The sequence below is a fragment of the Polaromonas sp. P1_E1_2 genome (assembly GCF_056406035.1).
In genome coordinates, this window is sequence record NZ_JBFUAZ010000003.1 from 21,406 (window position 1) to 43,160 (window position 21,755).

The window sequence follows — 21,755 nt, forward strand, 5'->3', positions numbered from 1 at the left end:
GGAGGGCCAGTCAGACTTCGTAGCTGGGGGTCGCGTCGTAGCTCTCAAGCTTGCAGGCGCCGCCGGCATCCTTGTCCGCCACATCCTTGGGATCGGCCTGTGTGAGGATCTTGAAGATGTCGTCTTTCTCGGCGGGCTGGTCGTTGTAGGTCGCCATGTAAATCGTCTGCTGGCACTGGTGGGTGACGGGATCCATCCACGCGTCGTAGTGCTGCAGGCGGTCGGCCGCGCTCATCTTGCGGCCTTCGAGCTTTTTGATCACGGCAATGTTGTTGGTGGTGCCGGCCTCTTCCACACAGCGCAGCAGCTCGCGCGTGGCCATATAACCGTTGTGATACACATTGCCCGGCACGCGAATCGCCATGCCAGGGAACTGCTTCTGGTATGCCGCCACAAACTCTTTGACGCCCGGCAGGCCCAGGCGCCAGTACCACGTGGTGCCGAAGACGCCGAAGATGGCCTCGGGGCCCAGACCGTAGACATCGGGCCAGTCCTGCTGGTTGTTGATCCACGCCATGGACTGGTTCATCTTGAGCTGCACAACTTGCTGGCGCAGCGCCTTGATGTCGTCACCGCCCACCGCCGTGGCCACCACATTGGGCTTGAGCTGTTGCAGCTTGAGCAGGTAGGACGAGAAGTCGCGGGTGTTTTGCGGCACCAGCAGCTCCTCAACGATGCGCCCGCCGTTGGCTTCCACGATCGCGCGTGTCGCCTTGGAGGTGGTGTGGCCCCACACATAGTCGTTGGTCAGCAGCACCCAGTTCTTGCCGCTGGCCTTGATGGCGTTCTTGACGATCGCGTTGGAAAAGTTGGTGCCGTTGCCGTCCCAGACGAACTTGGTGCGGTGGCAGTCCTTGCCGGCCTCGGTCGGGCTGCTGGAGTTGGTGTTAAAAAATACCGTGCCGTATTTCTGCGCAACCTGCGAGATGGCATTGGAGACGCCTGAGTGCACTGCACCGATCAGAAAGGAGGCCTCATTGCGCGTGATCATGCGTTCGGCCACGCGCGAGCCGGTGGCCGGTGTCGTTTCCGTGTCAATATGGATGGCCTCAATGCGCCGGCCCAGCACACCGCCCTTGTCGTTAAATTCCTTGATCGCCATCATGGCGCCCAGGCGCTCTTCGGCGCCCGAGGCTGCATACAGGCCCGAAGCGTCCATGGTCAGGCCAATGGTCAGCGGTTTCTTCTGGCCGGTCTGCGCCCAGGCGTGGTTGTGCTTCCACGGCCCCATGAAGGGCGCCGCGCCGTACAGGCCCGCCCCCACCAGCGCCAGGCTTGAGTGCTTGAGCAGCGCGCGGCGCGAGGTGGCCTTGCTGTCGGATTGGGATTCAGGTGTTGCGTGGTTGTTCTTGATGTCGCTCATGGTTTTGTCTCCTGCGTGTAAATGGGTCAAACGGGTTGGCTTAACGGGGAACGATCTTGACGTCGTTGAGTTTTTCCTGTGCTTCGAAAAGGGAGGCGATCAGCTTGTCGCCGTAACCAGCGTTGCTGGCCTGGATCAGGCTTTGGTGCGTGGCCTCACCCATGAAGCTGGTGACGGGCAGCATCTCGGCCAGATGGGTGTAGTAGCGCAAATCTTTTTGCGCATTGGCGATGCCGAACTTGAAGCCGGTGACATCGCCTTCCTTGAGCGTTTTCGTTGCCATCATCTGAAAGATGCCGCAGTTCACGCCCCCGGCCGAGATCACGTCATAGAGGCGGTTGAGGTCCAGTCCGCTTTTGGCCGCCACCGCAAAGGCCTCGGCAATCGAGGCCGCAAAGCTCATGGCCATCATGTTGTTGACCAGCTTGAGCACGTGGCCGTGGCCGGGCGGGCCGACGTGGAAGATGTTTTCGCAAAAGGCCTTGAGCACCGGCTCCAGCGCCTTGAAGTCCTCAGGCTCGGCGCCGACCATGGTGTTGAGCCTGCCTTCCTCGGCTTCCTTGGGCGTGCGCGCCAGCGGCGCATCGACCAGCTTGATGCCTTTGGCCGCGAGGTCGTTGCGGATGCGGGTGCTGGAAGCGGGCTCGGCGGTGGAGGTGTCGACCACGATCAGGCCTTTGCGGCCGCCGTCCAGCAAGCCGTCCTTGCCGTAGACAATCTCTTCGACCTGGGGCGAGCCCGTGACGCAGATGAACACGATATCGCTGGCCTGCGCGCATTCGGCGTTGGTCCTGGCCTCTTTCGCGCCGGCGGCAATCAGGTCGGCCAGGTTGTCCCTGTTGCGGTTGACCTTGAAGGTGAGGGCGAAGCCCTTGGCCAGCAGATTCCTGGCCATGCCGTGGCCCATCATGCCGATGCCGATGAATCCGATTTTGGGTATTGTCATGTTTGTCTCCGTTTTCTTTCCCGTTGTGGCTTGTCTGTTCTGTCTGTTGCGTTTGGCGGCTTAGTTCACGGCCTCAGTGGCGGCTACTGAAACAGTGGCCCCTGCGCCCGCCCTCGCCTGGTCCCACAGCGAGATCAGCCGCGCATAGCGCTCGGCAATGGCCTTGACCACCGCCGCGTCGTCCATGGCGCCTGAGAACCAGCCAGTTGCGGCATCGGCAAAGATCGAGCGCCCCACGGCAAAGCCGCGGCAGATGGCGTGCGGCGCTGCGATTCGAAAGCTCTGATCCAGTTTTTCCTCGCTGGCCTCCAGGCCCAGCACCAGCACACCGCGGCAATGCGGGTCGTGCTGCGCCACCACGGCCGCGATCTTTTCCCAGGCAGCCGCACTAACGGCTGGCGGCAGCTTCCACCAGTCGGGGAAGATGCCAGCCTGGTAGATTTGTTCGAGCGCCATCGGTACGGTGTCGCCATCCGCGGGCATGTCCTTGGGTGGGATCACCTCGATGAGGAACTCGTGAAAGCTGTCCACGCTGGCTCGCTGCAGGTCGGCCAATTTGGCCAGCTGGCTGTCGCGCAAGGCCGGCTTGTCATGCGGGTGGTAATACACCAGGCATTTGGCGACGTGCTCGCCGGGCCAGGTTCGCATGACCGCACCCAGGCCGGCGCCGGCTTCGAACTGCAGCGGTCGTGAACCCGGCAGCTCGACCGGCCTTGCGACCCACCAGCCTTTGCCGGTCACCGTTGGAAGCACCTCTTCACCAAAGCGTCCGTCAACGATCACGCCGACGCCACTGCGCTGGCCGGCTCCAAGCCGCGCACCTTCGGCGATCAGGGATTTGAAAAGGGGGATGCGTTCGCTAGGCGCGCCATGGCGTGCCGCTACCTCTTCCAGCTGCATGCGGTGGTCGAACGCCAGGATGACCAGTTCTTCCCAGCGGCGTGTGCGCGTGCTGACACGGTGCAGGTGTTCGAGCTGCGCGTCTTCGCGCAGGCGCCGAGTGGCCGAGCCATGCATCAAGAAAAACTGCAACTCTTCCCAGCTCGCCATGGCCGGCGCGCAGCCATGGCGCGACACCACCAGCGCGCCGCAGGCGTTGGCATAGGCGCAGCAGCGTGTGAGCGGCTCCCCCGGGATCCAGCCGCGCAGAAACCCCGACATGAACGCATCGCCGGCGCCCAATACGTTGTAGACGTCCACCGGAAAGCCGGGGCCTTGCAAACCTTTTTCCAGTGAATCGGGAATCGCACCGTCGAACACCACGCAGCCCATGGGCCCGCGTTTGACCACCAGCGTGGCCTGCGTCAACTCGCGCAAGCGGCGCAGGGCTGCGAGCGTGTCGGTGCTGCCCCCGGCGATGTGAACTTCTTCTTCAGTACCGACCACCAGATCGCAGTGACCGACGACGGTTTGCAGATGCGCGCTGACCTCGCCGGAAGGTACAAAGCGCTGCTCGCCCATGCCCGGGCTGGTCAGGCCCCATAGCACGGGTCGATAATCGATATCGAGCACCACGCGCGTGCCCGCGGCTTTGGCCATCATCATGGCGCGCTTGCAGCTTTCATAGGTGAGCGGCTGCGACAGGTGCGTGCCCGAAATCAGGAGCGCCTTGGCCGAAGCAATGAAGGCCGCATCGAAGTCGTCTGGACTGATCGCCATGTCGGCGCAGTTGTCGCGGTAGAACACCAGCGGAAAAGTGTCGCGGTCCTGGATTCCCAGAAACACCAGTGCCGTCAGGCGCTTGGGATCGGTGGCGACATGGCTCACGTCCACGCCTTCGGCCGCCAGGGTTTCGCGCACAAAACGGCCATTGTGCTCGTCACCCACACGGGTCAGCATGGCGGGCTTCAGACCCAGGCGCGCCACGCCCACCGCGGTGTTGGCCGGCGAGCCACCCAAATATTTGGTGAAGCTCTGCATGTCTTCAAGACGGCCCCCGATTTGCTCGCCATACAGATCCACCGCGGCGCGGCCGACACAGATCAGATCCAGCGGGCGGCTCATACGGCCCCCTTGCGAGTTGGCTTGGCTGCGGTCTTGCTGTTCCTGGTTTTGGCTTTCGCTGCGCTCTGCTCAGCCAGTTGATGACCGGTGCTGACCACCAGCGCCTGTGCCAGACACAGCGGTGCGACCAGCGAGCGGAACGGCTTGGAGGAATCGTCGGCCAGCTCCAGGCAAACCTTGGCATGCGCCTTGAGCGGCGAGAGGGGACCGTCGGTAATGGCAATTACCAGCGCTCCCAGTTTGGCGGCCTCTGCTGCAGCCGCGATGACTTCGGGCGAATAGTTGCGAAAGCTGGCGGCGATCAACACATCGCCGGGCGCAACGGAGCGCAGGCTTTCGCGCAGCATGCCGCCCGTTCCGTCGAGCAGGTGGGTGCGCAGTTCGAGCTGGCTCAACGCATAAGCGAGGTAGCCCGCCACCGGAAAAGCGCGGCGCTGGGCCAGCACATGGATGCGCGGCGCCGAGGCCATGAGCTTGACAGCCGCTTTCAGGTCGGCCTGGGCGATGCTTTCCTCGAGGTGGCCGAGTTCGGCCACCGATTCGCCCACCAACTGGTGCAGTACACCGGCCGGTGCGCGCTCGCCGTTGAGCTGCTTGCGCCGCATCTGGTCTATGCGTTCGCGGTAGCTGTCGGAACGCTCCAGCAGGTGGCCGCGGAACACCTGCTGCATTTCGGAGAAGCCGCCATAGCCCAGCGCGTTGGCGAAGCGGATCATGGCCGAAGGCTGCACCTCGGTGGCCTCGGCCACCGTCGCCACCGTGCCCAGCGCCAGGTCGTTGGGCTGCTCGAGCGCGAAGCGCGCGATGCGCTGCAGCTGCTTGGACATGTCCGGGTAAATCCGGCCAATCAGCGCCTTGAGTTCTTCGTAAGTCGTTGCAGAGTCCATATGTCGTTGCCGCCTCGGGAATGCGATGGACGGGCCGGGCCTGCGTCGCATCAAATTAGAATAGATATTCTTGCTTATTTAAATAATAGAACGTATATTCTGTTGTGTCCAGCCCATTTTCAGCACTTGTTTTTCTAGCTCCACTCATTCACCCAGAAAAACCGAAGAGACAAGGTCCCCATGCAACTCGCTTCCGGCCGCGCGCCGCTGATCCCTCTGCCGATGCTCGCCACATTGCTGGTGCTGCTGTCCACGCCGCTGTGGGTGGGCCGCGTCGGGCTGTACCAATACCTGGCCCTGGAAATCATGATCTGGGTGTTGTTTGCGATGGGCTACAACCTGCTCCTGGGTTTCACCGGCCTGCCCTCCTTCGGGCACGGTGCATTCTTTGGCGCGGGCGCCTACGCCTTCGGCCTGCTGCAACTCAAGGTCTGGCCCAACCTGTGGTTCGACCTGGCCGGCGCGGTGCTGGTCACAGCGGCGCTCGGCGCGCTGGTGGCGCTGTTCATCTCACACAGGCGCGGCATTTATTACGCCTTGCTCACCATCGCATTCGGCCAGGTGTTCTGGTTCATCGCCAACAAATGGCATACCGTCACGGGCGGTGAAGACGGGCTGCTGAACATCAAGCGCCTGCCGGCCGATTTTGGTTTTGTGTCTTTCAATCTCTCCGGCAACAACGCCCTCTTCTTCTTTTGCCTCGTGCTGTTCGGGTTGGTGCTGCTGGTGCTGTGGCGGCTGATCCATTCGCCATTGGGTCGCATCTTCAGTGCCATCAAGCAGAACGAGACCCGCGCCGCCTTTGTGGGCTACAACGTGTGGCTTTACAAGTGGCTGGCCTTCACGATCTCCACCGCGGTGGCGGGCCTGGCCGGTGCGCTGTTCGCCATGGCGCAGCAGTCGGCCTACCCCAACGTCATGAGCCTGCACAACTCGGGATTCGTCGTGATGATGGTGCTGATAGGCGGCGGCCTCGTAAGTTTTTGGGGCCCCATCATCGGCGCCACTTTCTTTATTCTGGCGCGTGACCTGCTGGGCGCCTACACCGAGACCTGGCTGCTCTGGTATGGCCTCGTCTTCATGGCGATGGTGCTGTTCAAGCCCGAAGGCATTGCCGGCGCGTGGCAAGCCTGGAAGGCACGGCCGCGGCGCACTGTGGTGGCCAAACCCGTGACAACCCCCGCCGGAGGTGCACTGTGAAGCTCTTCGAGGCCAGCGGCCTGTCCAAACGCTTTGGTGCCCAGGTGGTGCTGCAAGACATCACGCTCAGCTTCAGGGAAGGTGAGCTCAACGGCATCATGGGCCCCAACGGCGCGGGCAAAACCACCTGCTTCAATGTGCTGACGGGCCGCTACAAGCCCGACCGCGGCCGTGTGACCTTTGCCGGCGAGGACATCACCGGCCTCTCGCCGCGGGAGATTGCCCGCAAGGGCGTGTCGCGTTCCTTCCAGATCATGAATTTGTTCGACAGCTACACCGCGCTCGACAACGTGCTGGTGGCCACGCCGCATGTGCGCAGGCAGGGCTTCAACCCCTGGCGCGATCTGGGCGCCGACAGCACGGCCCAGCAACTGGCCGCGGCCATCCTCGAGCGCGTCGGCCTCAAGGGCAAGGAGCACGTGCTGGCCAGCAGCCTGTCTTACGGCGAGCGCCGCGCGCTGGAGATCGGTGTAGCACTCGCAGCCGAGCCACGCATGCTCTTCCTCGACGAACCCACCGCCGGCCTGGGTGCCGAAGGCACGGCGCGCCTGATGGAGCTGGTGAAAGAACTCAAGCGCCAGCTCACGATTGTGATCATCGAACACGACATGAATTTCCTCTTCAAGCTCGCCGACCAGATCTCCGTCATCCACTGGGGCCAGGTCATCAGCCATGGCACGCCTGACCAGTTGCGTGAAAACGAATGGGTGCGGCGGTCCAACCTGGGGGCGCTGGCATGAGCGCGGTCCTGAAGTCCGTCATCAAAACCGTGTCGCCGCAGGCCGACATGCTGGCGGTGAACCGCATAGACACCTACTACGGCGAAACGCAGGTGCTGTTCGACATATCGCTGAAAGTCGGCGCCGGCGAAGTGGTGGCACTGCTGGGCCCCAACGGCGCGGGCAAGACCACGCTGCTTCGCTCCGTGCTCGGCCTCACGCCGCCACGCAAGGGCAGCATTGCCTTCGACGCGTGCGACATCACCCGTATGCCCACGCACGAGATCGCCAAGGCCGGCATGGGCTGGGTGCCGGACGACCGCCGCATCTTCCCGACGCTGACGGTAGCGCGCAACCTGGCTATCGCCCGCAAGACCACGCGCTTTCGCCCCTGGCAGGAGAAGGAATGTTTTGAAATCTTCAGCGCGCTCGAATACCTGATGCACCGCGAGTGCGAAAACCTCTCGGGCGGCGAAATGCAGATGGTCGCAATCTCGCGCGCGCTGCTGGGCTCGCCCGGCCTGGTGCTGTTCGACGAACCCAGCCAGGGCCTGGCGCCCAAGGTGGTGCAGGACGTGATGAAAACCATCAGCCGGCTCAAGGCCGAAGGCATCGCGGTGCTGGTGGTCGAGCAAAACGTGCAGAGCGCACTACAGGTGGCCGACCGCGCCTATGTGATGAACCAGGGCGTGATCGTCCACGAGGGCCCTGCGGCCGATCTGCGCAACGACGCCGCCTTGTGCCGGCAGCTTTTGGGAGTCTGAGCCAGCATGAGCCATCCACTGTTACGCGTCGAGAACGTCGCCAAGCAATACCAGCGTGGCGTCTTCCGCAAGACGACCACCTTTTCACTGAACGCCGATTTCGAGGTGCACAAGCCCTGCGTGGTTGGTGTCATGGGCCCCAACGGTTCCGGGAAGACCACGCTGTTCGAACTGATCACCGGTAGCAACCTGCCGAGCGCGGGCCGCGTGCTGGTCAACGGCCAGGACATCCACCAGGTGCGCACACGCGAACGCGACCGGCTGGCGATCCACTACCACCAGTCATACCAGGTGCGGTCATTTCAAAAGACCAAACCCGACTTCATGCTGGCGCATGCGCAGAGCGATTCGCCGCTGGTGCACCTGTTCGACGAACCGCAGTTCAACACGCAGGATGGCTACATCGGCTTCATGCTGGACTTCTTCGCCAAACTCAGGGCCAACGGCCGCCTGGTGTTTTTATGCCTGCATCCCAACGAGCCCTACCACGTCGACATCCTGCGGCAATGCTGCGAGCGTTTCATCTTTGTACAAAAAGGTGCGGTCAGCGAAGCGCCTGACTTCGACACGCTGGCGCGCGACGAGAAGGTCAGGGCCTACCTGGGGGCGCTGGCGCCGGCAGCTTGATCCACGGCGCCGCGCGCGGTTCAAATCAGGCTGTGTTTTCTGGCGCGGTAAGCCAGCTTCGCCCGCGTGGTGTTGAGCCGCCGCGCCGCTGCCGAGAGATTCCCCTGGCAGGCGGAGATGGCGCGTTCCAGCATGTCGCGCTCGGTTTGCTCCAGGGACTGCTGCGAAGCGGCGGTGCCAGCCGGCATGGAATGCGCACCAGCCGGCGCCCCGTCGAAGTTCAAGGTGCCTGAGCTGCCCTGCATCCGCAAGGTCATGACCTCGGTGCTCAAGGTCTCGCCGCCGGTGAACAGGTGGTGCACGTCGATCAAGCCGTCGGCATCGGCCATGATCACGGCGCGCTCGATCAGGTTTTGCAGTTCGCGGATGTTGCCGGGAAAGTCGTAGTTCAGCAGCGTGCGCACCGAGGCCTGCGTGAAGCCGCCGGTGTTGCAGCCGTGCTTGCGCCGGTAGTGGTTGAGGAAGTGGTTCATCAGCAGGGGAATGTCGTCGCGTCGCTCGCGCAGCGGCGGCAGGTGAATGGGAAACACATTGAGCCGGAAAAACAGGTCTTCGCGGAACCGGCCTTCGCGCACGGCCTGGCGCAAGTCCTCATTGGTGGCGGCCACCACACGCACGTCAACCGCAATGCCGCGCGTGCCGCCCACACGCTCGACCTCGCCCTCCTGCAGGGCGCGCAGCAGCTTGCCCTGGGCCACAAAACTCAGCATGCCGATTTCGTCCAGGAACAGGGTACCGCCGCTGGCCCGCTCAAAGCGGCCTGGCCGCGAATGGCTGGCCCCGGTGTAGGCGCCGCGCTCCACGCCGAACAACTCGGACTCGATCAGGGTTTCCGGGATGGCCGCGCAGTTCACCGCGATAAACGGCTGGTCTTTGCGCGGGCTGATCCTGTGCAGCATGCTGGCAAACTTTTCTTTGCCCACGCCCGACTCGCCCGTGAACAGCACGGTGGCGGTCGTGCGCGCCACCCGGCTCAATTGATGGCAGGCCGCGTTGAAGGCGGATGAGGCGCCCACCATCGCGTCGCCGGCCGGCACGTCGCTGGTCGCAAGGTCGGCCGGGACCGATTCGCTGCGCGCGTAGGCCGCGGTGTCGACAAACTCCCGGGCATTCAGGTAGCGCATGTCCTCTTCAATGTTGTCCCATTTGTCGGCGGACTTGCCGACCACCCGGCATTGCGCCTGGCCCATGGACCGGCACATGGTTTCCCGGAAAACGATGAGGCGGCCGAACAGCGTGCTGACGTAGCCCGTGGCGTAGCCCACCTGCATCCAGCAGGCCGGGGAGCCACCTATGCCGTAGGCGGCAATGTGTTCATCGTCCTCGCTGGAGTTGTGCCAGATGAATTCGCCTTCATAGCCGCTGGTGTCCGGGTCGTAGGTCACGCTGACCAGTTCGACCTTCACCACGCCCTCGAGCGCATGCAGGCGCGTGCCGGCCATGGCGGCAGCCGGCGGGTCGGCGTCGGGCCAGTGCTTGCGCACCAGCTGGGCATCACGGGCGCCGCTGACATAACCGGCGCGGGTGAACAGGCCGCGGGCTTTTTCGATGCCCAGGCTGTCGATCATTTCGCGGCGCATGGAACCGAGTGCCTCGGTGTGCAGCAACACCATGCGCTGGTCCTGCAGCCAGATGCGCCCGTCACCCGGTGAGAAGAACAGGCATTCGCTGATGTCCGCGATCGTCGGGTGCGTGTCGCCGCCGATGTGCGTGCTGGCAAACCCGCCCATGGCCTTGGCCACCGACGCGCTGTCGAAGCTGCCCAGCGCGACCCCGGTGGCCCGAGCCACCTCGGCCAGGGAAATGCGATCGGATGCGCGCATGGCTTTGCTCCTCGATTTGATTGATTTGATTTGATCAATTGGTGAAATTTGATTCAACTTTATAACTATTTGATGAAGAAAACATGGGTGGTTTCCATGTGCTGCACCGCAGCAAACATACCTAGGGTATGTCCCCGTTCTCCCAGTGAAAAAGCTTTGGGTGCAGCGCAGCAAGCGGGCCCTGGCACGCGGCGCTGGTACATGCATTGCGATACAGAAGCACGACGCGCCGATGTGGCGAGCTGATCAAACAACCGTAAGGACAAAAGCAAATGGGTGTATCCGACGCGATGGCATTTCTGGATTTCTCCGCGCTGGCGCAAGCGCCGCTGGGCGGCGGGAAGCGCGACGTTGTCGAGCCCGCGACCGGCAATGTGATGTGCACGGTGGGCATCGCCAACGCGGCGGATGTGGCCGCGGCCACGCGGGCGGCGGCCAATGCACAAAAGCCCTGGGCCGCCCTGCCCCCGCGCGAGAGGGCCGACGTCTTCCGCCGCGCCGGCGCGCTGTTCCAGCAGCACTTCGACGAACTCGCGCTGTATGCCACGCGGGAGACCGGCGGCATATTGCCCAAGGGGCAGCATGAGATACGCGAAGCCATCACCATCTGCCACCTGGCCGCCGCCATGCCGCTGCAGCCCCAGGGCCATGTGCTGCCCAGCGTGCCGGGGCGCACCAGCATCGCCCGCCGCGTGCCGCACGGCGTGGTGGGTGTCATCTCGCCCTTCAACTTTCCACTGATCCTGACGCTGCGCGCGGTGGCGCCGGCGCTGGCCGCGGGCAATGCGGTGGTGATCAAGCCCGACACCCGCACGCCGGTGACCGGAGGCCTCATGATCGCACGCATTTTTGCGGAGGCGGGCCTGCCCAAGGATTTGCTGCATGTGTTGCCCGGCGACGCCGAAGCCGGCGAAGCCTTGGTCACCGACCCGCTGGTGCCGATGATCGCCTTCACCGGCTCGCCCGCGGTGGGCAGGCGCATCGGCGAGCTCGCGGGCAAGCACCTCAAGAAGGTGTCGCTGGAACTCGGCGGCGCGAACTCGCTGATCATCCTGGACGATGCCGACCTGGACATTGCCGCGAGCAACGCCGCCTGGGCCGCCTACCTGCACCAGGGCCAGATCTGCATGGCCGCCAACCGCATCCTCGTTCACCAGAGCATCGCGGCCCCGCTGCTGCAGCGCCTGGTCGCCAAGGCCACGCACCTGCCGGTCGGCGACGGTGCCACCGGCCAGGTCGCGCTCGGGCCGCTGATCGATGCGCGCCAGCGTGATCGCGTGCATGCCATCGTGCAGGACAGCATCAAGGCCGGCGCCAAGCTGGAAGCCGGCGGAAGCTACGACGGCCTGTTCTACAAGCCGACGGTGCTGTCCGGCGTCAAGCCCGGCATGCGCGTGTTCGATGAAGAGACCTTCGGCCCGGTGGCCAACATCGTCACTTTCGGCAACGACGAGGAAGCGGTCGCGCTGGCCAACAACAACACCGGCAGCCTGGCCTGCGCCGTGATTTCGCGCTCGGTGGGCCGCGCCATGGCGGTGGGGCAGCAGCTCAAGGCCGGCATGGTTCACATCAACGACCAGACCGTCAACGACGACTGCGTCAACCCCTTCGGCGGCCCTGGCATCGCGGGCAACGGCACCAGCGTGGGCGGCCCGTCCGACTGGGAGGAATACACGCAATGGCAATGGATGACCGTCAAGGACACCGCGCCCATGTTCCCGTTCTGAACGGACCGCTTCAGCTTTTTCGATTTTTTTGGCTCACCACATCAAGGAGACCTTCATGAATCCGCACACCCGGGAGGCTTTATGAGCCTGCAAGGCAAAACCATTGTCATCACCGGCACCTCGTCCGGCATAGGCGCCGAGGTGGCCAGGCTGGCGCGCTTTCAGGGCGCCACGGTCATCGGCATGGACCGCAACGATCCCAGCCTGACGCTGGACGGCTTCATCAAGGCCGACCTCGGCACCGCCGCGGCCATCGATGCCGCCGTGGCCCAGTTGCCGGCGCAGGTTGACGCGCTGTGCAACATCGCCGGCGTACCCGGCACGGCAGACGGCGAGCTGGTGGCCCGCGTGAATTACCTGGGCCTGCGGCATCTGACGGAAAAGGTGCTGGCGCGCATGCCGCGCGGCGGCAGCATCGTCAACGTGGCGTCCATCCTGGGCGCCGAATGGCCGCAGCGGCTGGCCCTGCACAAAGAGCTGGCGGCAGCGAAGGGTTTCGAGGCCGGTGCCGCCTGGCTGCGCAGCCACCCTGTGCCGCAAGCCACCTGCTACCAGTACTTCAAGGAAGCCTTGATCGTCTGGAACGCCACGCAGTCGCAGGAGTGGTTCCTGGGCAAAGGTGTGCGCATGAACTGCGTGGCGCCCGGCCCGGTGTTCACGCCCATCCTGGGCGACTTCGTGGCGATGCTGGGCCAGGAGCGCGTTCAGGCCGATGCCCACCGCATGCTGCGCCCCGGCTTTGCCGACGAAATCGCACCCGTCATCGCATGGCTGTGCGGCGACGCCGCGCGCTGGGTCAGCGGCGCCAACATTCCTGTCGACGGCGGCCTGGCCTCCACCTATATCTAACTATATCTAACGCTGACACGCCGCGGGTGCGAGGGCACCCATCCCCCATTCACGTAACAACGACGACATAACGAGGAGACATTCGATGAACAAGGTATTCACACCCTTCAGGCCAGCCACGCTGGCCTTGGCCTGCGGCCTGGCTTGCGCACTGCCGGCTCACGCCCTGGAACTGGACAACGGCGACCCCGACACCAAAATCCGGCTGGACTTCACACCCAAGTACAGCCTGGCCTGGCGGCTGAAGGACCCGTCCGCACTGCTCACCTCGCCGGCCGCCCGCGGCGATGGCGGTGTGACCAATGAAAACGATGGCGACCTCAACTTCAAGAAGGGCCTGATCTCCAACCGCGCCGACCTGTTGACCGAATTTGACTACAGCCGCAGCAACTGGGGCCTGCGCATCAGCCACTCCGCCTGGTACGACTCGCAGTACCTGCGCGCCAATGCCAATGACGGCACGGCAGGCGTCAGCAACTTCGCCGGCCAGGCCGCCAACCAGTTCGTCCCGGCAACGCGGGACCAGCACGGCCGCGGTGACGAATTCCTCGACGCCTTTGTCTGGGGCAAGGGATCCATCGGCAGCATGCCGGCCTCGATACGCGTCGGCAAGCACGCGCTGCAGTACGGGGAGAGTGTGTTCTTCGGCCAGAACGGCATCGCCAACGCGCAGGGCCCGGTGGACATCGCCAAAATCGTCTCGGTGCCGAACTGGCAGTTCAAGGAAGTGCTGCTGCCGGTGGAGCAGATCTCCGGCACGCTGCAGGTGGCCGAGGGCGTGACACTGGGCGGCTACTACCAGCTCAAGTGGCGGCCCAGCAAAATCCCCGGCGTCGGCAGTTATTTCTCCAACCAGGACTACATAGGCGGCGGCCGGGTCTACCTCGGCGGGCCGGTGCTGCCCACCGACACCAGCCGCGACCAGAAGCCGGGCGACAGCGGCCAGTTCGGTGCCCAGTTGCGTTGGGCGCCGGCCGGAGGCAACTATGAGTTCGGCGTGTACGCGGCACGCTACAACGACAAGACCCCGGCTGTTCCGGTGTTTGACCTGATCAACGGCAATGTGCACAACGTCTATGCCAAGGGCATCAAGACTTTTGGTGCCAGCGTCACGTCATCGATAGGACAGCTCAACTGGGCACTGGAGGGCTCGGTGCGCACCGACGCGCCACTGGCCAGCGACCCCGCCGTGCTGGGCGGTGCACCCTTCATGCCACCGGCCAACTGCGACGGCTCTCCCTCCAACCCGTGCTATGCAACCGGCAAGACGGCGCACCTGAATCTGTCGGGCATTTACGTGCTCAACAAGTCCAGCCTGTGGGACGGCGGCGCCCTGGTGGCCGAACTGGCCTGGAACCGGCTCATGAGCGTGACCAAAAACCCCAGCGCCGTCGGCTTTGGCGGGCTGGATCCCAACGCAACGCGGAACGCCGCGGCGTTCCGCATGATCTTTGAGCCGCAGTACTTCCAGGTTTTGCCCGGCCTGGACCTGTCATTCCCGCTGGGTCTGGGCTACAACTTCGGCGGCCGTTCCGCAGCCGTTATCAACTTTGCCGGCGGGGCCAGCAAGGCGGGCGACGTGAGCATAGGCATCAAGGGCAAATACCAGAACGTCTGGAATTTCGCCTTGAACTACACCGCCTTCGTCGGCAAGGAAAACACCCTGACCGTCACGGACCCCAGCACCCCCACCCGCATGCTGTCCTACGGACAGACCCTGAAAGACCGCAACTTCGTTTCCTTCACCGCTTCCCGCACTTTCTGAAAAACATTACAGAGACAACCATCATGATGCAGACCGCAAAACACTCATTGCTCGTGGCCGCCCTGCTGGCCGGCGCCATGTCCGCCCAGGCCGCCGTCACCGCCGAAGAGGCCGCCAAACTCAGATCCTCGCTGACCCCGATGGGCGCCGAAAAAGCCGGCAACAAGGAAGGCACCATTCCGCCGTGGGAAGGGGGCCTCGCCAAGGCCACCCCGGGCTACAAGAACGGCGATGCCCGGCCCGACCTGTATCCCAACGAAAAACCCATCCTGTCGATCAACGCCAAAAACATGGCGCAGCACGCCGACAAGCTGACCGACGGCGTGCAGGCGCTGATGAAGAAGTACCCCGACTTCCGCATCGACGTCTACCCCACGCACCGCACCGCGGCGGCGCCGCAGTCGGTGTACGACAACACCTTCAGGAACGCCACCCGGGCCAAGACCATTGAAGGCGGCTACGGCATGGAAGGTGCTTTTGGCGGTACACCATTTCCGATTCCCAAAGACGGCTATGAAGCCATGTGGAACCAGCGCACAGCCTGGCGCGGCGGCAACTTTTCCATGCCGATGCGCGTGTGGGTGGTGACGTCCGATGGCAAGCGCACCATGGCCTCCGGCGGCACGCAAACCATACGCCAGGCCTTCTACGACAAGGACGGGAGCGCCGAAAAGTTCGACGGCTACTACCAGTACGGCAAGCTGGTGGTCAACGCACCGGGCTCCAAAGCGGGCGAAGCCATCCTGGCGCTCGACGGTGTTTCGGATGCCGCGCCGCGCGGCCTGTGGCAGTACCTGGTGGGCCAGCGCCGCGTGCGCAAAGCGCCTTCCGTGGCGTATGACACACCCGACTCGGTGACCTCCGGCATCGGTCTGTTCGACGAGGCCTTCACGCTGTTTGGCCCGATCGACAAACACGAATTCAAGCTGCTGGGCAAGAAGGAAATCTACATCCCCTATAACAACAACCGCGCAGCTTCCGCCAAGATCGAAGACCTGGTGACGCCCAACACGCTGAACCCGACCCAGGTGCGCTGGGAGTTGCACCGCGTGTGGGAAGTCGAGGCCACACTGGCTGCCGGCAAGCGCCATGTGGTGCCCAAACGCAAGTACTACATCGACGAAGACTCCTGGCAGATCGCACTGTTCGACGGCTGGGACGCCAAAGGTCAGCTCTGGCGCACCAACTACGCACTGATGCTGACGGCACCGGACGTCCCCGCCGTGACCAACGTCGTGCTGTGGGGCGGCTATGACATGCAGACCGGCGCCTACTACCTGAACATGGCCTCCAACGAGCTGCCCAAACAGTATGAAGTGCAGCCGCCGATCCCGCGCTCCTTCTTCAGCGCTGAATCGCTCGCCAGCGAAGGCGCTCGCTGATGACCGGAAGTGCCCAGCCTCGCGTTGCGCGGCGGACAGCCCTGATGGGGCTGCTCGGCTGGGTGGCCTCCGCTGCACTCCCCGCATGGGCTGCCAACGGGCCCGCCGTATTGTCACAGCCGGCGCTGGTCACGCCCAAGGCGTCAGGCGCGGCCACATTGGCCGTGACACGGGCCGGCACCCGGCTCGTGGCGGTGGGAGAGCGTGGCACGGTGTTGCTGTCGGATGACCATGGCGCCACCTGGCGACAGGCGCAGGTGCCTGTGCAAGCCACCTTGACGGCCGTGTGTTTCGCCGATGAACGCACCGGCTGGGCCGCAGGACATCTGGGCGTGATTTTGCGCAGCGTTGACGGCGGAGCCACCTGGGAAAAACAGCTTGACGGCATGCAGGCGGCCGAGCTGGTGAAGCAGGTAGCGCAGCGCAGCGGCGACAGCCAGGCCATGGCACAGGCGGAGCGCCTGGTGGAAGAAGGTGCGGACAAACCGTTCTTTGACCTGGAATTCGTGGATGCCCGGCGCGGCTTTGCCGTCGGTGCTTACAGCCTGATGTTTGCCACCGAAGACGGCGGCAAGACGTGGGCCGCATGGGGACTACGGCTGCCCAACCCGAAAGCCCTTCATCTGTACGGCGTGCGCGCCCACGGCCGCACGCTGGTGATCGCCGGTGAGCAGGGCTTGCTGCTGCGCTCAAGTGACGGCGGGGCCAGCTTTACCGCGTTGCAGTCACCGTACAAGGGCAGCTTTTTCGGCCTGCTGCGCACCCGAGGCGGCGCGCTGGTGGCCTACGGCCTGCGCGGCTCGGCCTACCGCTCGACAGACGAGGGCGTGCACTGGGACAAGCTCGACACCGGCGTGCCCATGGCGGTGGGAGCCGGCATGGCTTTGCCGGACGGCGGTTTTGTTCTGATGAGCCAGGCGGGTGACGCCCTGATGGGCACCGCAGGCGGGCCCGGCCTGCGGCGCATCCCGGCACGCGAGCCGGTCCCGGTTTCCGGCGTTGCCCTGGCGGCCGACGGCAGCCTGGTGCTGGCAAGCCTGCGTGGCATGCGGCACTTGCCCGCACTGCCGGCAAATTGAAAACAACGAAGAGACATGCGCCGCCAATGGCGAAACTTTATGCACGCCGATTCCTCCTCTTCCGATCTCCAGCCCGTCGTCGCACGGCTTGAAGACTTTGACACGCGTTCGGGCACGCTGCTTGAGCGCGCTTTTTTCAATCACCGGCTCTGGGTCATGGCGGTGTGCCTGCTGCTGACCCTCGTGCTGGGCTGGCAGGCCACCAAGCTGCAGCTCAACGCCAGTTTTGAAAAAACCATCCCGACGGGCCACCCCTACATCGTCAACTACCTGGCCCACAAGGCCGACCTCGGCGGCCAGGCCAATGCCTTGCGGCTGGTGGTGGAGGCCCGGCAGGGCACGATCTTCGACAAGGCCTACCTCGATGCGCTGCAGAAGATCAACGACGAAATCTTTCTGCTGCCCGGTGTGGACCGGCCCTTCATGAAGTCGCTGTGGACCTCCAACACCCGCTGGGTGGCCGTGACCGAGGAAGGCCTGGACGGCGGGCCAGTGATCCCTGATGCCTACGACGGCTCACCCGCCAGCCTTGCCGGGCTGCGCGCCAACGTCGAGCGCTCGGGCGAAATCGGCCAGCTGGTGGCGGGCGACTTCAAGTCCAGCATCGTGTTTGTTCCCTTGCTGGACCGTAATCCGGAAACCGGTAAGGCGCTGGACTATGGCGATTTGTCACGCCAGATCGAAGTCCTGCGCGCCAAGCACGGCAACGATGCGCTGCAGATTCGTGTGACCGGCTTCGCCAAGGTGGCTGGTGATCTGATCGAGGGCCTGCATCAGGTGCTGCTGTTCTTCCTGCTGGCTCTCGCCATCACCACCGCGGTGCTGTTTGCCTACACCCGCTGCGCCCGCAGCACAGCGCTTGTGGTGGCGTGTTCGGTGGTGGCGGTAGTCTGGCAGTTCGGCCTGCTGGCATTGCTGGGTTATGAGCTCGACCCTTATTCAGTTCTGGTGCCCTTCCTGGTGTTCGCCATCGGCATGAGCCACGGCGCGCAAAAGATGAACGGCATCATGCAGGACATCGGCCGCGGCACACACCGGGTGGTCGCAGCGCGCTACACCTTTCGGCGCCTGTTCGTCGCGGGCCTGACCGCGCTGCTCTGCGATGCCGTGGGCTTCGCAGTGCTGGTCATCATCCAGATCAAGGTTATCCAGGACCTGGCCCTGATTGCCAGCATCGGCGTGGCGGTTCTCATCTTCACCAACCTCGTGCTGCTGCCCATCCTGTTGTCTTACGTGGGCGTGGCCCCCACGGCGGCGGCACGCAGCCTGCGCCAGGAAGCATCGCAAGGGGCACAACGTTCATGGCTGTGGGCCTTGCTGGATCACTTCACGCAAAAGCGCTGGGCCACGGCAGCAGTGGTCGTTGCGGCGCTCATGGCCGCAGGCGGCTATGCCATCAGCCTGCATTTGAAAATCGGCGACCTCGACCCCGGCGCATCCGAACTACGGCCCAGTTCACGCTACAACCAGGACAACGCCTACCAGATTGCCCACTACGCAGCGAGTGCCGACATCCTGACCGTGATGGTGACCACGCCCGCGGATAAATGCACGGCCTATGGCACGCTGGCCAAGGTGGACGCCCTGGCCTGGCAGCTTGAGCAAGTGCCGGGTGTGGAATCCACCAACTCGATGGCCGCGCTGTCCAAGCTGGCCATGGTGGGCTACAACGAAGGCAACTTCAAGTGGTTTGAGCTGCTCCCCAACGAAGGCGCTTTGGGCGGCGTGCAGACGCGCGCACCCCGCGAGCTTTTCAACCAGAGCTGCTCTTTCCTCGCGCTGTACGTCTACCTGAAGGACCACAAAGCCGAAACCCTGGCACGCGTGGTGGCAGATGTGGACCGCTTCGCTGCGGTCAACAACACGCAGGACGTCACCTTCAAGCTGGCCGCGGGCAGCGCCGGCATTGATGCGGCGACCAATATCGTGGTGGGCAAGGCCATGCGCGAGATGCTGCTGTGGGTGTATGCAGCGGTGGTGATTTTGTGCTGGATCACCTTCCGCTCCTGGCGCGCAGTGGTGGTGGCGGTGCTGCCGCTGGTGTTGACCTCGATCCTGTGCGAGGCTCTGATGGTGGGCCTGGGCATGGGGGTCAAGGTCGCCACGCTGCCGGTGATTGCGCTTGGCGTGGGCATCGGCGTGGACTATGCCCTCTATGTGCTCAGCATCACGCTGGCCCGCATGCGCGAAGGTGCCAGCCTGTCCGAGGCCTACCACCATGCGCTGCAGTTCACCGGCCGCGTGGTTCTGCTCACCGGCATCACGCTGGCGCTGGCCATCGGCACCTGGGCTTTTTCACCGATCAAGTTCCAGGCCGACATGGGCATTTTGCTGGCCTTCATGTTTGTCTGGAACATGGTGGGGGCGCTGGTCCTGCTGCCCGCGCTTGGCTACTTCCTGCTGCGGCCGGCAGTGGCCCTGCCCACGCCGGTCAATGTACGAGTGCCGGTATGAGCCGGCGTGGCGACACACTGACCCGCCGCACGCGCAGGCTTCTTGCCACGGCGATGCTGCTGGGCGCGGCCGCGGCAAGCCATGCCGCGCCCGACGCCCTGGTCGTCGGCCAGTCTCTGCCGCTCACCGGCGCGGGCTTTCCGGTCGCCAACCGTGTGCTGGCCGGCGCCCGCGCGCATGTGGAGCGCGTCAACGTGTCAGGCGGAATCGCCGGGCGCCGCATCGAGCTGGTGACGCTGGATGACGGCGGCGACCCACGGCGCGTGGCGGCCAACCTGCGCATCCTGGTGGGCCAGCACAAGGCAGTGCTCATCGCCAATTGCCTCGGTGAACGGGCCTGCCTTGAGGCCGCCCAGGCCACGCGTGAACTTCGCGTGCCGCTGGTCGGCCCGATGTCGGGCGCGTCGGCTTTGCGTTCTCCCGATGTCCGCCATGTTTTCAGCCTGCGGCCGGATGATGCGCGAGAGGCCGATGCACTGGCGCGCCAGCTGGCATCCATCGGCGTCACCCGGGTGGCGGTGCTGGCCGACGGTTCCGAACCGGCGCGCACCGAGGCGCTGGTGGCAGCCTTGCAACGCGACGGCCGGCAGGTCACACGCATCACCGCCGACGCGCGGCTGTCGTCCATCGAAGCGGCATTCCGCGACGTGGCCAAGGCCGCGCCGCAGGCCCTGGTACTCAACCTGGGCAACGAGGTGCTGGATGCGCTGGGGCGGCTTCCGGCCGCAGCCTATGACAGTGTGCCGTCCACCATCGCCACTTTGTCGACGGCGGGGCTGACGCAGCTGACACGGCTGTTTCGCAACCGGCTGGTGGGCTACACCAGCGTGGTGCCGAATCCCGAGGTGGCCCGCCTGCCCATCGTGCGTGAGCTCGAGCGCGATGCAGACGATTTCATCGGCCCCGAGGCTATGACCTTCGAAGGCCTGGAGTCCTACCTGAACCTGCGTGTCTGCACGGAAGCCTTGCGCCGTGCCGGCCCGCGCACCGACAGCCAGCGCCTCGGCGAGGCGATTGAAAGCCTTGGAGCACTGGACCTGGGCGGCTTCAGGCTCTCGTTCGGTCGGGAGCGGCACCACGCTTCGGACCATGTCGAGATCGGCATGCGGGCGCGCGATGGAAAACTAATTCGGTGACACCCCCTAGGCGCCTGCGGCCCGGCAAAGCCGGTTCCGCGCTGACCCTTGTACTGCAACTGTGAACTGCCAAGGACTGCAATGACCATATCTACCATCCCCACCGTGCTCGAGACGGCTCCGCTGGACCCCGCCTTGGCCGGCTTTCTGGCGCAGGCGGCCGCGCAGGGCAACCCGCCCCTGGAAAGCCTGCCCCCCGCCATCGCGCGGCAGGTTTACCGCGAGCTGGCCGGCACCTTGGGCTTGCCGGCCCCAGCCATCGGGGAAGTGAACGACACCAGCTTCCCCGGCCCCAGCGGTCCGCTGCGCCTTCGTGTATACCGGCCCGAAGCTGCAGGCCCCTGGCCCGTGCTGCTGTATGCGCATGGCGGTGGTTTTGTGATCGGCGATCTGGAGACCCACGACAAGGTTTGCCGCACGCTGTGCCACCACAGCGGCATGCTGGTCGTGGCGGTGGACTACCGGCTGGCGCCGGAGCACCCCTTCCCCGCCGCACCGGACGACGTCGAGGCCGCCTTGCGCTGGGTACTCGCAAATGCCTCTGCGTTGGGCGGCGACGCAAACCGTATCGCGGTGGCCGGCGACAGCGCCGGCGCGCAGCTGGCACTGGTGGCATCACGGCGCGTGAACGCAAAAGCCGTTCGCGCGCTCGGCCTGATCTATCCGGTGGCACAGCACCCCAGCCAGCCCAGCGCCTCCTACCCGGAGAACGAAGGCAAATTTCTCAGCATGGGCGTGATGCAGTGGTTTATGGCCAGCTATCTCGGCAAGCAGACCGATGCGGACAAGCATCCTGACTTTGCTTTGCTGGACTCAGGGGGCCTGGCGAACCTTCCCGCCACATGGGTCGCCACCATGGGCCACGACCCGCTGCGCGACGAGGGCCACGCCCTCGCCCGGCGCATGGACTCTGCCGGGGTAGAGGTGACGCACCGCCACTACCCCAGTGCCATTCATGCCTGTATACATTTCACGGCGGTGTCGCCCATCGGCCTGCGGGTCGTGACGGACCTGGCGCGGTGGTTGCGCG

The 21,755-nt window shown here is 64.6% G+C and carries 17 protein-coding genes; 12 read left to right on the forward strand and 5 right to left on the reverse strand.

All coding sequences use genetic code 11. The features are described from left to right. Positions 1–10: 10 nt before the first annotated feature. Genes AC1D1P_RS00460 through AC1D1P_RS00475 form a run of 4 tightly spaced genes read right to left on the reverse strand, consistent with a single transcriptional unit; the run spans position 11 to position 5,200 of the window. Complete coding sequence (locus tag AC1D1P_RS00460; protein WP_457281808.1) at positions 11–1,363, reverse strand: ABC transporter substrate-binding protein; 1,353 nt, start codon at positions 1,361–1,363, stop codon at positions 11–13. 40 nt (positions 1,364–1,403) lie between these two features. After that, positions 1,404–2,309 carry an NAD(P)-dependent oxidoreductase gene (locus AC1D1P_RS00465; protein WP_477670350.1) on the reverse strand — a complete coding sequence of 302 codons (906 nt, stop codon included), beginning with the start codon at positions 2,307–2,309 and terminating at the stop codon, positions 1,404–1,406. A gap of 60 nt (positions 2,310–2,369) precedes the next feature. Then, positions 2,370–4,313, reverse strand: a complete 1,944-nt coding sequence (locus AC1D1P_RS00470) for a bifunctional 5-dehydro-2-deoxygluconokinase/5-dehydro-2-deoxyphosphogluconate aldolase (RefSeq protein ID WP_477671776.1) — start codon at positions 4,311–4,313, stop codon at positions 2,370–2,372. Beyond that, positions 4,310–5,200 carry a MurR/RpiR family transcriptional regulator gene (locus tag AC1D1P_RS00475; protein WP_477670352.1) on the reverse strand — a complete coding sequence of 297 codons (891 nt, stop codon included), beginning with the start codon at positions 5,198–5,200 and terminating at the stop codon, positions 4,310–4,312. The genes AC1D1P_RS00470 and AC1D1P_RS00475 overlap by 4 nt, the downstream gene beginning before the upstream one ends. A 180-nt stretch (positions 5,201–5,380) precedes the next feature. On the opposite strand from AC1D1P_RS00475, the gene AC1D1P_RS00480 reads away from it, so the two are divergent. The 4 genes from AC1D1P_RS00480 to AC1D1P_RS00495 are packed head-to-tail and all read left to right on the forward strand — an operon-like array spanning position 5,381 to position 8,510. Further along, positions 5,381–6,400 carry a branched-chain amino acid ABC transporter permease gene (locus AC1D1P_RS00480; protein ID WP_477670353.1) on the forward strand — a complete coding sequence of 340 codons (1,020 nt, stop codon included), beginning with the start codon at positions 5,381–5,383 and terminating at the stop codon, positions 6,398–6,400. After that, positions 6,397–7,140: an ABC transporter ATP-binding protein gene (locus AC1D1P_RS00485; RefSeq protein ID WP_477670354.1), complete on the forward strand. Its 744-nt coding sequence runs from the start codon at positions 6,397–6,399 to the stop codon at positions 7,138–7,140. The genes AC1D1P_RS00480 and AC1D1P_RS00485 overlap by 4 nt, the downstream gene beginning before the upstream one ends. Continuing rightward, positions 7,137–7,883, forward strand: a complete 747-nt coding sequence (locus AC1D1P_RS00490) for an ABC transporter ATP-binding protein (RefSeq protein WP_477670355.1) — start codon at positions 7,137–7,139, stop codon at positions 7,881–7,883. Before AC1D1P_RS00485 ends, AC1D1P_RS00490 begins: the two co-directional genes overlap by 4 nt. 6 nt (positions 7,884–7,889) lie before the next feature. After that, positions 7,890–8,510 carry an ATP-binding cassette domain-containing protein gene (locus AC1D1P_RS00495; RefSeq protein ID WP_477671777.1) on the forward strand — a complete coding sequence of 207 codons (621 nt, stop codon included), beginning with the start codon at positions 7,890–7,892 and terminating at the stop codon, positions 8,508–8,510. A gap of 20 nt (positions 8,511–8,530) precedes the next feature. Here AC1D1P_RS00495 and AC1D1P_RS00500 read toward each other — a convergent pair whose 3' ends face one another. Next, on the reverse strand, positions 8,531–10,333 hold the full coding sequence (locus AC1D1P_RS00500; RefSeq protein WP_477671778.1) for a sigma 54-interacting transcriptional regulator: 1,803 nt from the start codon (positions 10,331–10,333) through the stop codon (positions 8,531–8,533). 272 nt (positions 10,334–10,605) lie between these two features. Here AC1D1P_RS00500 and AC1D1P_RS00505 point away from each other — a divergent pair, with 272 nt between their 5' ends. From AC1D1P_RS00505 to AC1D1P_RS00540, 8 genes are all read left to right on the forward strand, one after another. Then, positions 10,606–12,060, forward strand: coding sequence for a benzaldehyde dehydrogenase (locus AC1D1P_RS00505; RefSeq protein ID WP_477671779.1), 1,455 nt, complete (start codon positions 10,606–10,608; stop codon positions 12,058–12,060). A gap of 81 nt (positions 12,061–12,141) precedes the next feature. Further along, positions 12,142–12,909 carry a coniferyl-alcohol dehydrogenase gene (locus AC1D1P_RS00510; RefSeq protein WP_477670359.1) on the forward strand — a complete coding sequence of 256 codons (768 nt, stop codon included), beginning with the start codon at positions 12,142–12,144 and terminating at the stop codon, positions 12,907–12,909. 85 nt (positions 12,910–12,994) lie between these two features. Beyond that, positions 12,995–14,674 carry a DUF1302 domain-containing protein gene (locus AC1D1P_RS00515; RefSeq protein ID WP_477670360.1) on the forward strand — a complete coding sequence of 560 codons (1,680 nt, stop codon included), beginning with the start codon at positions 12,995–12,997 and terminating at the stop codon, positions 14,672–14,674. Between the two features lie 23 nt (positions 14,675–14,697). Further along, positions 14,698–16,056, forward strand: coding sequence for a DUF1329 domain-containing protein (locus tag AC1D1P_RS00520; RefSeq protein WP_477671780.1), 1,359 nt, complete (start codon positions 14,698–14,700; stop codon positions 16,054–16,056). After that, complete coding sequence (locus AC1D1P_RS00525) at positions 16,056–17,135, forward strand: WD40/YVTN/BNR-like repeat-containing protein (protein WP_477671781.1); 1,080 nt, start codon at positions 16,056–16,058, stop codon at positions 17,133–17,135. Before AC1D1P_RS00520 ends, AC1D1P_RS00525 begins: the two co-directional genes overlap by 1 nt. A 39-nt stretch (positions 17,136–17,174) precedes the next feature. Next, complete coding sequence (locus AC1D1P_RS00530) at positions 17,175–19,589, forward strand: efflux RND transporter permease subunit (RefSeq protein WP_477670363.1); 2,415 nt, start codon at positions 17,175–17,177, stop codon at positions 19,587–19,589. After that, entirely contained in the window at positions 19,586–20,725 is a 1,140-nt protein-coding gene (locus AC1D1P_RS00535; RefSeq protein WP_477670364.1) for an ABC transporter substrate-binding protein, read from the forward strand. The genes AC1D1P_RS00530 and AC1D1P_RS00535 overlap by 4 nt, the downstream gene beginning before the upstream one ends. An 81-nt stretch (positions 20,726–20,806) precedes the next feature. After that, positions 20,807–21,755 (forward strand): alpha/beta hydrolase (locus tag AC1D1P_RS00540; RefSeq protein ID WP_477671782.1); only part of this gene is annotated, 949 nt, incomplete at its 3' end.